Annotated in this window: 18 protein-coding genes; 12 read left to right on the top strand and 6 right to left on the bottom strand. The window is 64.3% G+C overall.

Features of this window, described 5'->3' with window-relative positions; genetic code table 11:
* Positions 1-28 precede the first annotated feature (28 nt).
* From FAX90_RS02485 to FAX90_RS02440, 10 genes are all read left to right on the top strand, one after another.
* A complete protein-coding gene (locus FAX90_RS02485) occupies positions 29-1774 on the top strand; it encodes a cation:proton antiporter domain-containing protein (protein WP_144095225.1) in 1746 nt (581 codons plus the stop codon).
* 55 nt (positions 1775-1829) lie between these two features.
* A complete protein-coding gene (locus FAX90_RS02480) occupies positions 1830-2156 on the top strand; it encodes a phosphoribosyl-ATP diphosphatase (protein ID WP_144095223.1) in 327 nt (108 codons plus the stop codon).
* Positions 2153-2536, top strand: coding sequence for a histidine triad nucleotide-binding protein (locus tag FAX90_RS02475; RefSeq protein WP_144095221.1), 384 nt, complete (start codon positions 2153-2155; stop codon positions 2534-2536). The genes FAX90_RS02480 and FAX90_RS02475 overlap by 4 nt, the downstream gene beginning before the upstream one ends.
* Positions 2537-2643: 107 nt before the next feature.
* Positions 2644-3108, top strand: coding sequence for a YbgC/FadM family acyl-CoA thioesterase (locus tag FAX90_RS02470; protein ID WP_144095219.1), 465 nt, complete (start codon positions 2644-2646; stop codon positions 3106-3108).
* 4 nt (positions 3109-3112) lie between these two features.
* The gene (gene tolQ, locus FAX90_RS02465) at positions 3113-3841 is read left to right on the top strand and encodes a protein TolQ (RefSeq protein ID WP_420810955.1); all 729 of its coding nucleotides are present in this window, start codon (positions 3113-3115) and stop codon (positions 3839-3841) included.
* Between the two features lie 66 nt (positions 3842-3907).
* The gene (locus tag FAX90_RS02460; protein ID WP_205700611.1) at positions 3908-4294 is read left to right on the top strand and encodes an ExbD/TolR family protein; all 387 of its coding nucleotides are present in this window, start codon (positions 3908-3910) and stop codon (positions 4292-4294) included.
* Positions 4295-4306: 12 nt separating this feature from the next.
* Positions 4307-5131: a TonB C-terminal domain-containing protein gene (locus tag FAX90_RS02455; protein WP_144095213.1), complete on the top strand. Its 825-nt coding sequence runs from the start codon at positions 4307-4309 to the stop codon at positions 5129-5131.
* A gap of 2 nt (positions 5132-5133) precedes the next feature.
* The gene (gene tolB, locus FAX90_RS02450; protein WP_144095211.1) at positions 5134-6474 is read left to right on the top strand and encodes a Tol-Pal system beta propeller repeat protein TolB; all 1341 of its coding nucleotides are present in this window, start codon (positions 5134-5136) and stop codon (positions 6472-6474) included.
* A gap of 114 nt (positions 6475-6588) precedes the next feature.
* Positions 6589-7107, top strand: coding sequence for a peptidoglycan-associated lipoprotein Pal (gene pal / locus FAX90_RS02445; RefSeq protein ID WP_240704678.1), 519 nt, complete (start codon positions 6589-6591; stop codon positions 7105-7107).
* A 58-nt stretch (positions 7108-7165) separates the two neighbouring features.
* Positions 7166-7711, top strand: a complete 546-nt coding sequence (locus FAX90_RS02440; RefSeq protein WP_144095209.1) for a J domain-containing protein — start codon at positions 7166-7168, stop codon at positions 7709-7711.
* Here FAX90_RS02440 and FAX90_RS02435 read toward each other — a convergent pair.
* Positions 7708-8382 (bottom strand): hypothetical protein, encoded by a 675-nt coding sequence (locus FAX90_RS02435; protein WP_144095207.1) that lies wholly within the window; start codon positions 8380-8382, stop codon positions 7708-7710. The two genes, FAX90_RS02440 and FAX90_RS02435, sit on opposite strands and share 4 nt — an antisense overlap.
* 7 nt (positions 8383-8389) lie before the next feature.
* The gene (locus FAX90_RS02430; protein WP_144095205.1) at positions 8390-9151 is read right to left on the bottom strand and encodes an alpha/beta fold hydrolase; all 762 of its coding nucleotides are present in this window, start codon (positions 9149-9151) and stop codon (positions 8390-8392) included.
* Between the two features lie 128 nt (positions 9152-9279).
* Between FAX90_RS02430 and FAX90_RS02425 the strand changes: the two genes are divergently transcribed.
* Positions 9280-9795: a 2'-5' RNA ligase family protein gene (locus FAX90_RS02425; RefSeq protein WP_144095203.1), complete on the top strand. Its 516-nt coding sequence runs from the start codon at positions 9280-9282 to the stop codon at positions 9793-9795.
* 4 nt (positions 9796-9799) lie between these two features.
* Here FAX90_RS02425 and FAX90_RS02420 read toward each other — a convergent pair whose 3' ends face one another.
* Positions 9800-10066 (bottom strand): FAD assembly factor SdhE, encoded by a 267-nt coding sequence (locus FAX90_RS02420; protein ID WP_144095202.1) that lies wholly within the window; start codon positions 10064-10066, stop codon positions 9800-9802.
* A 55-nt stretch (positions 10067-10121) separates the two neighbouring features.
* On the opposite strand from FAX90_RS02420, the gene recG reads away from it, so the two are divergent.
* Positions 10122-12185: an ATP-dependent DNA helicase RecG gene (gene recG / locus FAX90_RS02415; protein ID WP_144095200.1), complete on the top strand. Its 2064-nt coding sequence runs from the start codon at positions 10122-10124 to the stop codon at positions 12183-12185.
* Here recG and FAX90_RS02410 read toward each other — a convergent pair.
* From FAX90_RS02410 to otsB, 3 genes are all read right to left on the bottom strand, one after another.
* A complete protein-coding gene (locus FAX90_RS02410; RefSeq protein ID WP_170234830.1) occupies positions 12182-14215 on the bottom strand; it encodes a DUF1963 domain-containing protein in 2034 nt (677 codons plus the stop codon). The genes recG and FAX90_RS02410 overlap by 4 nt on opposite strands.
* 135 nt (positions 14216-14350) lie before the next feature.
* Positions 14351-15736, bottom strand: a complete 1386-nt coding sequence (otsA, locus tag FAX90_RS02405) for an alpha,alpha-trehalose-phosphate synthase (UDP-forming) (RefSeq protein WP_144095196.1) — start codon at positions 15734-15736, stop codon at positions 14351-14353.
* A 34-nt stretch (positions 15737-15770) separates the two neighbouring features.
* Entirely contained in the window at positions 15771-16508 is a 738-nt protein-coding gene (otsB, locus tag FAX90_RS02400; RefSeq protein WP_240704677.1) for a trehalose-phosphatase, read from the bottom strand.
* Between the last annotated feature and the right edge of the window lie 244 nt (positions 16509-16752).

Raw genomic sequence — 16752 nt, 5'->3', positions numbered from 1 at the left:
GGCCTTTCCGGTCAACAGGGGACATTTCATGCACGAAGGGGGCACCGGCTCCATGCTGGTAGAGGGGTTGATACTCCTCGGTTTTGCGCTTGCCTCCGTGCTGCTGTTCCGCAAGCTGGGGCTGGGCGCGACGCTAGGCTATCTCGTCGCGGGCGCGCTGGTCGGGCCGCAGGCTTTGGGCCTTGTCGGCGGGGCCGAGGCGAAGCTGAACTTTGCCGAACTGGGCATCGTGCTGCTCCTGTTTATCGTCGGGCTTGAACTTGCGCCCAACCGTTTGTGGCGCATGCGCAAGGAGATTTTCGGGCTGGGCCTTGCCCAAGTCGCCTTGTGCGGGGTCGCGGTCAGCGCGGTGATCTATTTCTTCACCGGCTTCAGCCTTGCCGCATCCTTCGCACTGGGCCTGCCGCTGGGCCTGTCGTCGACGGCGCAGGTTCTGCCCATGCTGCAAAGCGCGGGCCGGTTGCGTACTCCTGTGGGCGAGAGGTCTTTCGCGATCCTGCTGTTTCAGGACCTGTCGCTGATCCCGCTGATCACGATCATCGCGGCGCTCAGCCGTAATCCCGAACAGGAAGCAGGCCCGCCCGGCTGGCAGCTCGCGCTGATATCGGCTGCCGCGATCATCGGCCTGATCATCGCGGGGCGTTACCTCATCCGTCCGCTGTTCCGCCTGATCGGCGTACTGGGGGAGCGGGAGATGTTCATCGTCGCCGCGCTGTTCACCATCGTCGGTGCCGCCGCGTTGATGCAGGCGCTTGGCCTGTCCACGGCGCTGGGCGCGTTCATCGCGGGCGTCATGCTGGCCAGTTCGCCGTACCGGCACGAACTGGAAGCAGACGTCGAACCGTTCCGTTCGATCCTTCTGGGTCTGTTCTTCCTGTCGATCGGGATGATGCTGGACCTGTCGGCCATTGCCGAAAGGCCACTCTTCGTCGTCCTGATGGCGCTTGCGCTGATCACGACGAAGGCGGTCGTGATCTCGGGGCTGGGACTGCTGATCAAAATGCCCTGGCGCAAGGCGCTGGCGATGGGACTTCTACTCAGCCAGGGCGGCGAGTTTGGCTTCGTCCTTTTCGCAGAGGCGCAGGACGGCCTCCTGATCGCGCCGGAGGCGGCAAGCCTGTTCGGCGCGGTGGTCACCCTGTCGATGGCCGCGACGCCGTTCCTGATGATGCTGACCGCCGGTATCCGCAGCGAGCCGCTGCGCGAAGACGGCACGCGGCCCGGTCCCGAACCCGAAGGCGCAAGCGCGCTGGTCGTGGGATATGGCCGCTTCGGGCAGACGGTGACCCAGATGATGATCGCCGGGGGTATCCGGGTGACGATCATCGATCGCGATGTCGACATGATCGACGTCGCGGCGGAATTCGGTGCGCAAGTCTATTTCGGGGACGGCACCCGCATCGACCTGCTGCGTCAGGCAGGCGGGATGGAGGCCAAGGCCATCGTCTTCTGCCTCGACGGCGACCAGGTGACACCGGAACTGATCGCCTCCGTGCGCGACCAGTTCCCCGATACCGGCATATACGTGCGCGTTTACGACCGGCGCGGGATCATCAAACTTGCCGAGGCACCGGCCGACTTCATCGCGCGCGAAGTTTTCGATTCGGCCATTCTGCTGGCGCGAAAGGCGCTGGAAGGGCTGGGCGAAAATGACGAGGCGATCGACAAGGCGGAGCAGGCCTATCGGGAACGTGACGAAGCGCGCCTGATCGAACAGATCGACAAGGGCGACATCAAGGCCGCGCGCGACCGGATCTTCACACAGCCCTATTAACAGCCTGACGAGGGGCGTTGATCTTTGCCCCGGCGCGGGCCAAAGGATTTCGCCGATGACCGAACTCACCACGCTGGAGCGGCTTGCCGCCACGATCGAAAGCCGCAAGGGCGGCAACCCGAACGAGAGCTATGTCGCAAAGCTTTTCGACCGGGGCCCCGACTATGCCGCGCGCAAACTGGGCGAGGAGGCGGTGGAAACCGTGGTCGCCGCGCTGGCCGGATCGGACGAGGAACTGATCGGTGAAGCGGCCGACGTGATCTTCCACCTGGCCGTTTTGCTCTCTGCGCGCGACCTATCCATAGGCGACGTGATGGCCGAACTGGATCGCCGTGACGGGATATCGGGAATCGCCGAAAAAGCTTCGAGGACCAGCGAATGAGCCCCGTCGATCCGACCGCGCCTTACGACGACAACAACATTTTCGCAAAAATCTTGCGCGGCGAACTGCCGTGCACGAAAGTTTACGAGGACGAATGGGCCTTCGCGTTCGAGGATATCGCCCCCGTCGCGCCGATCCACATCCTCGTCGTGCCCAAGGGCAAGTACGTCAGCTGGGACGATTTTTCAGTGAACGCCCCGGCCGAGGAAATCGCCGGCTTCGTCCGTGCCGTCGGCAAGATCGCGCGGGAAAAGAACCTTGTCGAAGCAGGTTACCGGCTCATCAACAATATCGGCCCGAACGGCGGGCAGATCGTGCCACACCTTCACGTCCACCTGCTTGGCGGACGCGTCATGGGACCGATGCTGACACCGGCCTGATCTGGGTGGGGTTCATGCCAAGGTGAATTGCCGATGAATCGGCCTTCCACAGGCGAAAAATAAGCCGCTTGTGCGGCGAATCGCGGCACGGCTATTACCCTTGGCCAATGGCTGATGCGCTTCCTTCTCCTGCGACCGGATCGATAGTCGACGGCGTGCATTGTTATGCCGTGCGCGCCTATTACGAAGACACCGACCTGTCCGGCATCGTTTATCATGCCAATTACCTGCGCTGGTTCGAACGCGCGCGGTCGGACCTGCTCAACTGCATCGGCGTGGATCAGCGCGCCGCGATGGAGGCGGGCGAGGGCGTCTATTCCGTTGCCGATCTGTCCATCCGGTACAAGGCACCGGCAAAGCTTGCCGATACCGTCATGCTGGAAGCGCGGGTGAAGCGGATCGGCAAGGCATCGTGCGAACTGAATCAGCGTGCCTTTCGCGGCGAAACGCTGCTGGCCGAAATGGATGTGCGCGTCGGGTTCGTATCGCCCGATGGCCGCCCGCGCCGACAGCCCGACGCATGGCTTGCCGCGTTCGAAACCGTCACTTCCACTCTTCAGACCGAGAGTTAGTCCCTTGTCCCTATCCCAGATCGTTACCCAGATAGCTTCCGTCGCGGTCCCCGCATCCACCGCGACCGGCGCGCCGACGCGGCTCGATCCGGTCGAACTGTTCCTGCAGGCCGATATTGTCGTTCAGGCGGTTATGGCCGGGCTCATCATCGCCTCGATCTGGGTCTGGGCGATCATTGTCTCGTTCTCGATGAAAATGGGGCGGCTGGACCGCAAGAACCGCGAATTCGAAAATCGCTTCTGGCAGGCCGACGATGTCGAACCGCTGGTACGCAGCGATGACGACGTGCCTTCGCGCCGCGTTGCCGCGGCCGGCATTGCGGAATGGCAAACGTCCACCCGTCGCGGCCTGCGCGACAAGGAAGGCCTGCGCCAACGTCTCGCCTCTTCGATGGAAGCGGCAGTCACGAACGAGAGCGATTCGATCGCCGAGAAGCTGAACTTTCTCGCCACGGTCGGCTCGGTCGCGCCATTCGTGGGGCTGTTCGGCACCGTCTGGGGCATCATGAACAGCTTCTTCCAGATCGGCGCGCAGTCGAACACTTCGCTTGCCGTCGTTGCGCCCGGCATTTCCGAGGCGCTTTTTGCCACTGCGATCGGCCTGTTCGCGGCCATTCCGGCGGTCATCGCCTACAACCGTTTCTCGCACCGCGTGAACGCGTTCGAGACGAAGCTCTATCGCTTCTCCGACCGCTTTCATGCCTCCCTCAGCCGCGAACTGGAGACGATGTAAGTGGCCGTAAAGCTTGCTTCACGGGGCAGCGGCCGCGGCAGCCGCGGTCGGGGCGGCCGTACGCCCATGGCCGAGATCAACGTCACGCCAATGGTCGACGTCATGCTGGTGCTGCTGATCATCTTCATGGTCGCAGCTCCGCTATTGGTAGCGGGCGTGCCCGTGGACCTGCCCGACAGCCAGGCAGAACCGCTCGACAGCCAGGACCAGACGCTGACCGTCTCTCTCGACGAACAGGGCCTGATCTATATCGACGAACAGCGCATTCCCGCAGGGGCCTTTGCCGAACGGCTCGCGGTGATCTCGCCCACGGGGCAGGGCGCGCCGCCGGTCGTGCTGCGCGCTGACAAGGCGCTCGATTACGGGCGTGTCGTGGCCGTGATGGGCGCACTTAATCGTGCGGGTTTCCGGCAGATCTCGCTGGTCACCCACGGTTCAGACGCAAGCCCATAGGCCTTGACCGCGATGCGCCTTGCAACACCTTACGGGGATCAGCTTGAAACCGCCCGCTTCGGGCGGGACGACCGGCTGGGCCTTGCGGTCGCCATTGCCTTTCACGTCGTCCTCGTCATCGTGCTGGTCGCGTGGGACAAGGAAGCGCCTTCCATGCCGCTGCCCGATCGGGTCGTGGTGACGGTATCGGACGAGATTGCGCTGGAATCGATTTCGCCCAATCCCGCCGCCGATCCGGCACCTTCCGTCGGGCAGGAACTCGGCGATCCAGAACCTCCCGCCCAAGCGAGCGTTGCTGACGCCGTGGCCGATGCCGCCGACGATGCCGTCGCTGCTGCACCGCGCCCGGCGCCGATCCCGCGTCAGGACAAGCAACCGACCCCGCGGGCAGAGAGCAAGCCTGCCGACCGTTCCGAACGCCGCCGCCCCGATGCGCCGTCGCGCGGCAGCCGTCTTGGCAACGATTTCCTGTCCGGCACCGGCGGTTCGGGCAGCGATGCCGATCAGCCCGCCGAAAAGGTCGGCCCGCTGACCGCTTCGTCGCTGTCCTCCGCCATCAGCCGCCAGCTGCGCCCGCACTGGACCGCGCCGCAGGGGATCGATGCCGAAAAGCTGGTGACTGTGCTGGCTTGGGAAATGGACCGTAACGGCAATCTCAAAGGCCGTCCGCGCGTCGTTTCGCAAAGCGGCGTAACCGATGCGAACGCCGCCCAGAAGGACCGGCACGCCGAACTCGCGATCCGCGCGGTTCAGCTGGCTGCCCCTTTCGACTTGCCCGATGAATATTACGACACGTGGAAGAACGTGCGCGAATTCCGATTCGACCGGAGACTGTAAGGATGAAGACCAAAGCCCTCATCGCCGCCGCATTCGTGGCCTTTGCCGCACAGCCCGCACTTGCCCAGGATGGCGGCCTCGTCGGCTCCGTCTCTGACGAGAGCGAGTGGCAGGACCTCGGCATCGCCATCCCTGCCTTTCCGGCCCAGCAGGACGTGCCCACCACCGCCGCGCCCAAGACGACTGGCGCGCTGGGCGTGGCGCTTGCACAGATTATTACCGACGATCTCAAGAACAACGGGTTGTTTCGCCCGGTCGGCCCCTCGGCCCTGCCGCGCATTGCCTTTTCCGAAGCGACGAACCCGCAGTTCGGTCGCTGGACTCCGCTGGGCACCGAAATGCTGGTCCACGGCTTCGTGCGCGCTGCTGCTGACGGTCAACTTACGGTCGGCTGCTATCTCTACGACGTTCAGCTTCAGTCCGAGCTTGTCCGCGAAGGCTATGTCGTCGCGCCGTCCGACTGGCGCCGCGCCGCGCACAAGTGTGCCGACCTCATCTATTCGCGCCTGTCGGGCGAAGACCCGTTCTTCGATTCCAAGATCGCGTATATCGCCGAAACAGGGCCCAAGGATAACCGCCGCAAACGCCTGGCCATCATGGACAGCGACGGCGCGAACCACACGTTCATCACGAGCGGATCTTCGACCGCGCTGACCCCGCGTTATTCGCCGGACTATTCGAAGATCGCCTATCTGTCGTACAACGACGGCAATCCGCGCATCTACGTCTACGACATCGCCAAGCGTAGCCAGACGCTGGTCACCGAAAGCTCGAACCCGACTTTCGCGCCGCGCTGGTCGCCCGATGGACGGTATATCCTCTATTCGATGGCGATCGCCGGCAACACCGACATCTACCGCGTGTCGAGCGCTGGCGGTGGGCGTCCGGTCAAGCTGACGACGAGCCCCGGCATCGACATCGGCGGGTCCTATTCGCCTGATGGTTCGAAAATCGTGTTCGAAAGCGACCGTTCGGGCAGTCAGCAGATCTATGTCATGGACGCCGACGGTTCGAACCAGAAGCGCATCAGCTTCTTCGGCGGGCGCGCAGCGACCCCGGAATGGAGCCCGCGCGGCGACCAGATCGCCTTTACCCACATCGCGGGCAATTTCCGCATCGCGGTGATGAGCCCGGGCGGAGGTAGCCTACGCCACCTGACCAATGCCTGGCAGGATGAGGCCCCGACGTGGAGCCCCAATGGCCGCATCGTCCAGTTCTTCCGGACAGAGCGGAATTCGGGCGATACCAGCCTGTGGCAGGTCGATCTGACGGGCCGCCATCTGCGCAAGCTGGAGACGCCGGAGGACGCTTCCGATCCTTCTTGGGGACCGGTTCGGCCCTAACTGCGTTAGTACAGTAATCGCCAGCGCAGACGACACGGGTCGCACCGTCTGTCGCGCATGAAATTCGCAAGGCCGGGACCACTCGCCTTGCATGAAGAGAAGGAGCTTGCCCCAATGTCCATCCTGCGCACCCGTATGATCGCACCCGTCGCCCTGATCGCGGCCGGTTCGCTCGCCCTTGGCGCCTGCAAGACCACGCCCGACGAACTTCCCCCCGAACCGACCCCGACGCCGGTTGCGACCAGCACGCCGATGCCCAGCGGTCCGGTCCCCGGCAGCCAGGAAGACTTCATCGCCACCGTTTCGTCCGATCGCGTCTATTTCGACACCGATCGCTACAACATCGACAGCGCCGACATGGCCACGCTTCAGAGCCAGGCCCAGTGGCTGATGCAATATCCCAACGTTCGCGTGACCATCGAAGGCCACACCGACGAACGCGGCACGCGCGACTACAACCTCGCGCTGGGTGAACGCCGTGCGAACTCGGCCAAGAACTACCTGGTAAGCCTCGGCATTCCCGCCACGCGTATCACCACGGTAAGCTATGGCAAGGAACGCCCGGTCGCCATGGGATCGAACGAAAGCGCGTGGGCCCAGAACCGCCGCGCCGTGACCGTGACGGTCCAGTAAAAAAGCAACGCCAAGCGAGGTTTCCCCCGGCACCGGATCGGGCTATTCGACGATAATCATGGCTCGATACGGACGTTCTATAGACTGGGGGTTTCCCCGCTGGCGCGGTTACGAAGCCGGTCGCGAGGCGCAGAATGTGCGCCTTTGCGACCGGGTCGGTTGCGAGGACGTGGGCGATTGCCCCGCGCCCAAAAGCCCGAACAGCCCGGAACGCTGGTATTTCTGTCAGAAGCACGCGGCGGAATACAACAAGGGCTGGGACTACTTCGCGGGCCTTGACGCCGAGGAAGCGGCGGCGCGCGCCGCCGATGAACAGCGCGACAATTCAGGCTATCGCGAATCCGCCCATTACGGCTGGACCGGATCGGGTGACGGTTCGCGCAGCCGTGACGAGATCAATGCGCTCGACGCGCTCGACCTCGAATACGACGTGGATTTCGCCACCATCAAGAAAGCGTGGCGTGCCAAGGCCAAGGTAGTACACCCCGACGTGAAGCCGGGCGACGACGAGGCCGCGAAGGAATTTCACAAATTGCAGCTGGCCTACGAAGTGCTGCGCGCTGCGGAAGAGCGGCGCCAGTGGGCCGGGCCTGCGGCGGACTAACCCTCGGCCGGTAAGTCCTCCGGCCAGACCGGCGGTGCGGGGCCCAGTTCCTTTTCGTCCCACAGACCCGCGATGACCAGCAACCTGTCGTAGATCGGGTTGGGGAAGGGCGGCACCGGGGGCAGCGGCACGCCCGGCGCGACTTCGCTCTTCATCGTTGCCCGCTCCAGCGCGTTTTTCGCCGCACGCCGGGCCCTGATGCGGTTGCCGCGATCGTGGTGGATGAAGGCAAGGGCGATCTGTCCGGCAAACGACAGGTTCGAAACCGGCCAACCGACCGCCTTCAATGCCTCGTCATATTTGTCGCGGCGGCGCTGCATTCCGACAAGCGCGGCGAAATCCCATCGTGCACCGGTATCGAGACCCTTGATCTCTTCACGCTCTACGCGCGCGGCTTCGCCCAGGTCCTCGATGATACCATCCAGATCGCCGCGCGCGGCCCTGGCGCGTGCGCGTGCGGCAAGCGCGCGTCCGGTTTCGAACCCCTCCTCATCGGCGGCGAGCGAACGTTCGAACAGGTTTTCGGCGTCTTTGGGGTGCTGCGGGGCGATGGCTTCGGCCTTAACCCACAAATAGAACGGCTTCTGGTTTCGCGCGCGAGCGATCTTCTTTTCGAACAGCGCCCGCGCATCCTCGTCCCATGCGGGGCCGCGGTACCATTCGTCGCTCATCGTCTCGTCACTCCGCGCCTTGTTCGCTCACCCATTCCTCGACCACCGCGGCGAACAGGTCCGGGGTGGTTTCGGGCAGGAAATGGTCCGCCCCTGCTATCACGTCGAGGTTACCATTCGGCAAAGCAGCAGCCAGCGCGCGGCTCGGCAATTCGAAACAGGGCCGTGTCTTCGCGCCCATCGCCACGCGGCAGGGCGTTTTGATTTTAGAGAGCTGATCCGGCCCGATCTTCGTCGGCGCCTCTCCCCCGCCCATCAGGAGCGGCATCATGCGGGCGTTCGACAGGTACATATCCTGCCGGTCCTGCGGGAGCGAGGCGAAGGCGATGCCGACAAGCTGACGAACGGCAGCCGCGTGGCCTTCCTTTTCCAGCTTTGCGCCAACCGCGCCGAAGACGGAGTTGAAGTCCTTGCCGAACACCTCACGCTCTCCTTCGTCGGAAAGGTAGTGGGGCAGGGCCGCTTCGTAGAACAGGGCAGATCGGAACAGGCCCGGTGCGTCGAGCAGCGCCTGAAGCCCGACGTGAACCGAATAGGACCAGCAGACGATATCGACATCGCCGCCCAATTCGGCCGCCATGTGGCGCAGTTCCTGTGCATGGAGGCGCGTGCCGAACTGGCTGCCGTCATCGGGCCATTCCGCATCTCCGAAATAAGTCAGCGTGATCGCCTGTGCGTCCCATTCGGGCGGCAGCTTGGCGATGACGGGCGACCAGAGCCGGGCATCGGCGGCGGCACCGTGAACGAAGATGAGGCGCGGGCTGACCATTACGGGTATCCAGTGAATTTATATCGTTGCACAAGGGCATAGTCCGCACAGCGCCCGTACGGCAAGGTTCGGAACAAGGTCGTGCACGCGGTGGTTCGGATGATGAGCACGGGAGATACGGTTTCGAAATGAACACGCGCCCCATCATCATCACGGCCACGTTGCCGCCCGACCTGTTCGCCTTTGCCGACAGGCTGCGGCAGGCGCATTTTCCGCCCGAACGCAATTTCCTGTCCGCGCACCTGACGCTGTTCCACGCGATCCCGCCGTCCTGCGAAGGGGAAGTGCGCCGCGTGATCGCCGATCTGACGGGGGAGTTCGCGCCGCCGCCTGCGCGCCTTCTCGGCATCCGGTCGCTGGGCCGTGGAACCGCGCTCGACATCGAAAGCCGGGACTTGCTGAACCTTCGCGACATGATCGCGAACCGTTTCGCAGGCTCGCTTACCGCGCAGGACGATCACCGGCCGAAACTTCACGTCACCGTGCAGAACAAGGTGTCACCGCAAGAGGCCAAAGCGCTTCAGGCGCAGCTGGCCCCGCAGGTCCGGGCCCGCGACTTCGCGTTTCCCGGACTGGAAATGCATTTCTATGACGGAGGCCCCTGGGAAGAGGCAGGCCGCTGGAAATTTCGGGGGAAGAGCTGAACGCTCAGCGATGGACGTGGACGTAGTCGAGCTTGCGCATCGCGTCCATCAAGTCGCCTTCATAGCGTTCGGGCGCGGCTTCTGTACCCAATGCCCAGGCCATTACGTGGACGTCGTCTTCTTCGAGCAGCGCTTCGAACCAGTCGGCCTCGGCCTCGTTCCACGAAGCGTGATGCTTGTCGAAAAATCCACCGATCATGAAGTCGGCTTCACGCGTACCGCGATGCCATGCACGAAACCTGAGGCGGCCAAGACGAGCGTTATCAACCATGCACGCGCGCTTAGCCCTTGCCGTGGCCCCCGCGCAAGGCGCTATTAGGGCCGCGATGCGTCCCGAAGTCCTCAATCCGTTATTCGCCAAGGCCGACAGCCTGAAAGGCGTTGGCCCGAAGCTGGAAAAACCGCTGGAGAAGCTTGGTCTTACGCGGGTGAAGGACTTTGCCTATCACTTGCCGGACCGCTTCATCGACCGGCGCGTCATCGCGAACCTCGACGATGCCGGGATTGGCGAAAACGTGATCGTGCCGCTGACCCCCACGCAATATCGCGCCAGCCGCAGCGGGCGTGGGCCATTCAACGTGATGGCGACCGACGATATCGGCAATGTCATTTCGCTCACTTATTTCGGGCGCGCGTCCTACACCGCGAAAAAGCAGCTGCCGTTGAACGAGCGGCGCTGGGTTGCGGGGAAGCTCGACCAGTATGGCGATGCCTTGCAGATCGTGCACCCCGACCACGTGAGCGAGGAAGGCAGCGCGGCGCTGGGCGCTACGTGTGAGCCGGTCTATGCGCTTTCGGACGGGCTGACGCAGGGGCGTTTGCAGGCACTGATCGAGCAGGCGCTGGGCGAAGTGCCCGACCTTCCCGAATGGATCGAGCCGGGGCAGCTCGCCAAGCGCGAATGGCCCGCGTGGCGCGATGCGCTCTTGCTGTCGCACAAGGGCGCGCACAAGGCGGCGCGGGACCGGCTGGCCTATGACGAGCTGTTCGCCTCTGCGCTGGCATTGATGCTGGTGCGGGCGGACAACCGGCGGCGCAAGGGCGTGCCGCTCAAGGGCGACGGTCATCTGCGCGACAAGTTGCGGCTGCCGTTCGAACTGACCGGTGCGCAGAAACGGTCGGTCGGCGAGATCGAGGGCGACATGGCGCAGCAGCACCCGATGCTGCGGTTGCTGCAGGGCGATGTCGGTTCGGGCAAGACGGCCGTGGCGCTCCACGCCATGCTGATCGCGGTCGAAGGTGGCGCGCAGGCGGCCTTGCTTGCGCCAACCGAGATCCTTGCCCGGCAGCACCACGAAACCCTGGTCGAAATGGCGCGCGGGACGGGTGTCGAGATCGCCATTCTGACCGGACGCGACAAGGGCCGTGCGCGCGAATCCATCCTGATGGGCCTGCTGGATGGCAGCATCGACATCATCGTCGGCACGCACGCGATCTTTCAGGAGGCGGTGAGCTATCGCAATCTCGGCCTGGTCGTGATCGACGAACAGCACCGCTTCGGCGTGGGGCAGCGGCTTATGCTGCAACAGAAGGCGAAGGGCACGGCCCATTGCCTTGCCATGACCGCGACGCCGATCCCGCGCACCCTGACCCTTGCGCAATATGGCGAAATGGAGGTCTCGCGCCTCGACGAGATGCCGCCGGGCCGCAAGCCAATCGACACGCGCGTGATCGCGGCGGAGCGGATGGACGATGTCGTCGGCGGGCTGCAGCGCCACGTTGCCGAGGGCAAGCAGGCCTACTGGGTCTGCCCCATGGTGCGCGAGCACGAGACCGAGGATATCGCCGCAGCGGAAGAGCGGTTCGACACGCTGCGCCAGGTGCTGGGGGACAGTGCCGTAACGCTGGTGCATGGACAGCTTCGGCCCGAGATCAAGGATGCGAACATGGCGCGCTTCGCATCGGGCGAAGTCGCGGTGCTGGTTGCGACGACCGTGATCGAGGTCGGGGTCAACGTGCCCAACGCATCGCTGATGGTGATCGAACAGGCCGAACGCTTCGGCTTGGCCCAGCTGCACCAGTTGCGCGGACGTGTGGGGCGCGGGGCGGAAAAGTCGGTGTGCCTGCTGCTGCGCGGCAATACGCTGTCGGAAACGGGGCGCGAACGCCTGGCCCTGATGCGTGAGACGCAGGATGGCTTCCGGCTGGCCGAGGAAGACCTGAGACTGCGCGGCGGGGGCGAAATCCTCGGCACGCGGCAGTCGGGCGAACAGGCCTTCGTCGTCGCAACGCCCGAACAGATCACCGAACTGCTCGAAACCGCGCATGACGATGCGCGCGTTCTGATGGAGCGGGACGGCGGCCTGACCGGCCCTCGCGGAGAAGCCGCGCGGACCGCGCTATACTTGTTCGAGCGTGATTACGGCGTGCAATTGCTGCGCGGCGGTTAGGCCGCGGCGACGGTCATTCGCACGCGGTCGAAATTGCGCGTGGCAAGATCGTCGGGCGCGATCGTGAATTGCAGGACGCCCGTGCCGAAGAAATGGCCGAGCACGTCGTTCCCGCCGATTTCCAGCAGCAGCACTTCGTCCTGGACGAACTGGCCGACTTCGCCCTGAACGTAGCTGGGCGTGCCGAACATGCGGTTCGGCACCGGCGCATGAGGATTGCCCGACAGGCGATGCGCGCGTGCTTCTGCCGCGATGCGTTCGGCCGGGATGGCATCCATCGCCTTGCCGTTCGCGCCGATCGTGGCGTTGATCGCGGCGGACACGAGATCGTGGAACACCAGCTCTAGCGGCGTGCGCACCTGTTCCATCCAGCCCCACATCTCGTTTGCCGAAAGCCGGGGGATGGGATCGAACGGCTCCTCGCGCGAGGCGACGGCGTAGAGCATCCGGGTCTCGTCCAGCCAGCGGGTCAGTTCGGCGGGCTGGCCGGGCTGACGCATCTGTCCCAGCAGCCAGGCGCAGACGGTGCGAACCGCCGACCAGTCGTGCGGGAAAGCGGGAAAGGGCCGTTCGAAACCGCGCGGCAACGCGGCCGGGGCGGGGGCAAGGTCGAGGAGGGATAGCGCATTGCGCGTGGCTTCGTCGTCCTGCCAGAACTTCGTATCGTTACCGGGCAGCGTCATGCCGACGGGTTCGAATGGCCAGTGTGGCAGGCGGCGGGGAATGATGCCGCGCGCGTCGTGATCCTCGCCCGCGCAGATCGGCCATGCCCAGATCGCCTGCGATCCGTAGGCCGGGGCAAGGTCCTGGGGCGGGACGACTTCGGCCCAGTCGTCGCCGTTTCCGGCCGCGTGGACGAAGCGGTAGGCCATCGGCCTGCTCCAATCGAGGTCCATGAACAGGTACATCGCGCCGTCACGGGGCAGCAGGTCAGTGGGATCGGAAATCGCCAGTTTCGCGCAATCCCACTGCATCACGAAAGTGAGCGGGATATCGCCGGCCTCTGTCATGGCGCGGGGCCAGGCAAAGTCGGCAGGCGCGACGGGCAGGCCGCCGTAGAACGAGAGGCTGGCCGTTTGGGATGGCGGAAATGCCTCGCGCAAGACGATGGCATGGCCGCGCGCCGCCTCTATGGGAGAGGAGGCGGGCACAGTTGCGGAAACGGGGGCGCGATCGGTCTCGGCGTGCTCCTCGCGCTCCGGCACAAGGCTCAGCGGTTTTTCCGGAGCGGTGTCGGCGTAATCCTCGAAATTGCTCCAGTCGAGATCATGGGGCGCGGGATCTTCTGTGGGTTCAGGAGCTTCTGGCTCGAACGATACCGGCTCTGTTTCCTCACCGGTTGCGAAATCGTCCGCTTCGCAAGTCGGGTCTTGGGGGAGAGCTTCGCCGAAGTCTGCAAGGTCGAGGACGTCCGCATCCTCTTCGGCGAGGTCGCGATCCTCCTGCGGCGTCTCGAAAGCGGCGAGGTCGAGGATTTCCTCTTCCGCTTCCGCTGCGCCGCAATCTTTGAGGTCCAGTACGTCCTCTTCCACCTGCGCCGGTTCGACTGTGTCGAAGGCGGAAAGGTCCAGCACCGGGGGCTCGACCACGGGCTCGGCTAGCGGCGGTTCCTCGGCCACGAAGTCGCTGACGAGTTCGAGCACGGGCGTTTCCGGCGAGCGGGGCAGGGGCACAGGCTGGGAAGGGGGCGGCGTGTAGGCAGGTGCAGGTACCTTCGCCGCGCCCTGCATGTCGCGGGCCATGGGCGGCGGGCTGACCTGGGGGAGGGGTCGGTTTTCGAGCCTGGCGCGGATCGATGCCGGGTTGAGGTCGCGCGCGGGCGCACCGGCCAGCTGCATCTCGGTTCCCGCATCCTCACGCCGACGCCTGAGGTCGGAACGGTAAAGCAGGAAGATAAGCGCAAGGCCGATGCATGATGCCAGGATCGTCGTCGAAAGCGGTATCTGCGGCAGCGCCGTCTTGAACGCCACGATAGAGCCCGCGACGATCGCCGCGATCATGATGATCCGTACCGAGCCTGCCTGCTTCATCATATCCTCCGCACAGCCCGCAACTATGCGGGGGCCGTGGGGGATCGTACCGGCAATGGTTTACCAAAGACTTTAGGGCCGACCGGGCCGGATTCCTGCAATTTACAGGGAAATACGGGCTGCTGGGCCGATCCTCTATTCCGCCGCTGCAGCGTGGGGCGTTTCCTCGATCAGGTTCACGAACTTCTCACGCCACCAGTGGACGTCTTGCGTCCTGACGCCTTCCAGAAGGGCCTGATGCCGGCGCTTGCGTTCGGCAAGCGGCATCGTGATCGCCTTGTGGATCGCGTCGGCGACTTCCTCTGGCGCATAGGGGTTCACGATCAGGGCTTCCTTCATCTGCGCGGCGGCGCCGGCAAAACGAGAAAGCACCAGGACGCCCGGATCATCGGGGTCTTGGGCGGCGACGAATTCCTTGGCGACAAGGTTCATCCCGTCGCGCAGCGGCGTGACGAGGCCGACTTTCGCCGCGCTGTAGAGGGCGGAGAGTTCGTCGCGCGAATAGCCGCGGTTGACGTAGCGGATCGGCGTCCAGTCCACTTCGGCAAAAGCGCCATTGATGCGTCCGGCCATCTCATTCAGCTTTTCGCGCACGTGCTGGTACTGTTCGACCTGCCCGCGCGATGGCGGTGCGACCTGGATCAGCACGACGGAGCGGTGCGCTTCCTCGTGCTTGTTCAGATAGTGCTCGAAACTGTTGAGGCGTTCTTCCAGCCCCTTGGAATAGTCCAGCCTGTCGACGCCGACGATCATGGTGAGCTGGCGCAAAGATATACGCATCCGCTCGGCAAGATCCTGCGATGCCTTGGTATTGCTGGCCTGCAGGAAGTTCTTGAAGTCGATGCCGATGGGGCAGACCACCGCGCGCAAGGTCGTACCGTCGACGGTCACGTATTCGCCGTCCACCGTGCCGCCCAGCTCGTTGACGCAGTAGTGCAAGAAGCTTTCCAGCCACTCTTCGGTCTGGAAGCCGATGATGTCGTAGGCAAAGATCGTGCGGACCAGACGCTCGTGATAAGGGAGCGATACCAGCAGGCGCGTCGGCGGCCACGGCGTGTGCAGGAAGAAACCGATCTTGTTCTTAACGCCGTGTTCGCGCAACTGCGAGGCGATGGGGATCAGGTGATAGTCGTTGATCCAGACGGTATCGCCGGGCTCGATCATGACGTGCAGCGGTTCGGCAAACCGCTTGTTCACCCGCTCGTACCCGCTGCCGAAGCTGCGGTTATATTTGGCAAGGTCGATGCGGTAGTGGAACAGCGGCCAGAGCGTGCGGTTGGCAAAGCCGTTGTAGTATTCGTCGACGTCCTGCGGCTCCAGATCGACGACGGCGGACCGGACCCCGTCGAGCTCCTCGAACGAAACGGAGCCGTTGAATTCCTCAACCGTGCGGCCCGACCAGCCGAACCACAACCCGCCGGATTCGCGAAGGGCCGCCTGAAGCGCGACGGCAAGCCCGCCTTGTGCGGCGTCGGGCGTTGGCATGGACACGCGGTTCGATACGACGATCAGGCGGCTCATGCGGTTATTCCCTCGGCAAGGTCATTGTTTACGGTCATCCCGCAAGCTCCAACGCATGGGCAAGCCATGCGTTCACGGCATTCGGATCGGATAGATGAAAGCTGGCACGCGTTTCGCGCAGCTGGCCGACCAGTATGCCGTGGCCGCCATGCTCCTCGACACGGGCGAAACCGTCTTCGTCGGTCACGTCGTCGCCCAGAAACACGGGGCGAAATCCGGCAAAGGGCGCATGGTTCATCAGTTCGGTGATGGCTGTACCCTTGTTCACACCGCCGACGCGAACTTCGATCATCTCGTGTCCGTGCTGAAGGTGGAGGCCGTGGGCCATTTCGCGCGCAAGTTCGATGGATGCATCCGCGAACGCGGGCGCGAGCCGGAAATGAAGCGCCGCGCCAAGCGGCTTGTCCTCGAAAAGGACGCCGTCCTTGCCGCGTGCGAAATCGATGAAGGCGGCCTTTGCATCGTCCAGCGCGTCGGGCCGGGCAAGCCCGTCGCGCGTGCCGTCGGGCAGCCGCCATTCGGCGCCATGGCTGCCCGCGATGGCCAGCCCTGCAAAGCCGAAGTCGTCCAGCACCTCTATCGCCCGTCCGCTGACGAGGGCAAGGCGGCCTTCGAACAGGTCGGACAGCCGGTTTAGCCGGGTGATGAGTTCGCCGGTCACGACGACGCCTTCGGGCCGCTCTGCCAAGGGGACCAGCGTGCCGTCGAAATCGAGGAGCAGTACGTCCTGCGAAGGATCGGGCGGGGGCGGTGATTTAAGCGGTGCGGTCACCCTCGGGTCTATGTGGCCCGGGGAAGGGGGCGGTCAAGGTTCATCTCGCACTTGCAGCACGAAAAGGGCGGAATTGCGCGACTTTCCTTGTGCACCAACCATCCCGCCGCGATTGCCCGGACCGCACTGATGTGCGACGGGACAGGCATTGAGAAACCCGCCTGCGGGGCGGCGCGAACCGATACGACCGGGAGGAAGGTCGCCGGTTCGTCACGAATGGACGCCACAATTGCGGAACAAGGCC

Origin of the sequence: Croceicoccus sediminis, assembly GCF_007570835.1 — a bacterium.
Classification (GTDB): domain Bacteria; phylum Pseudomonadota; class Alphaproteobacteria; order Sphingomonadales; family Sphingomonadaceae; genus Croceicoccus; species Croceicoccus sediminis.
This window is presented reverse-complemented; position numbering and strand designations above follow the sequence as displayed.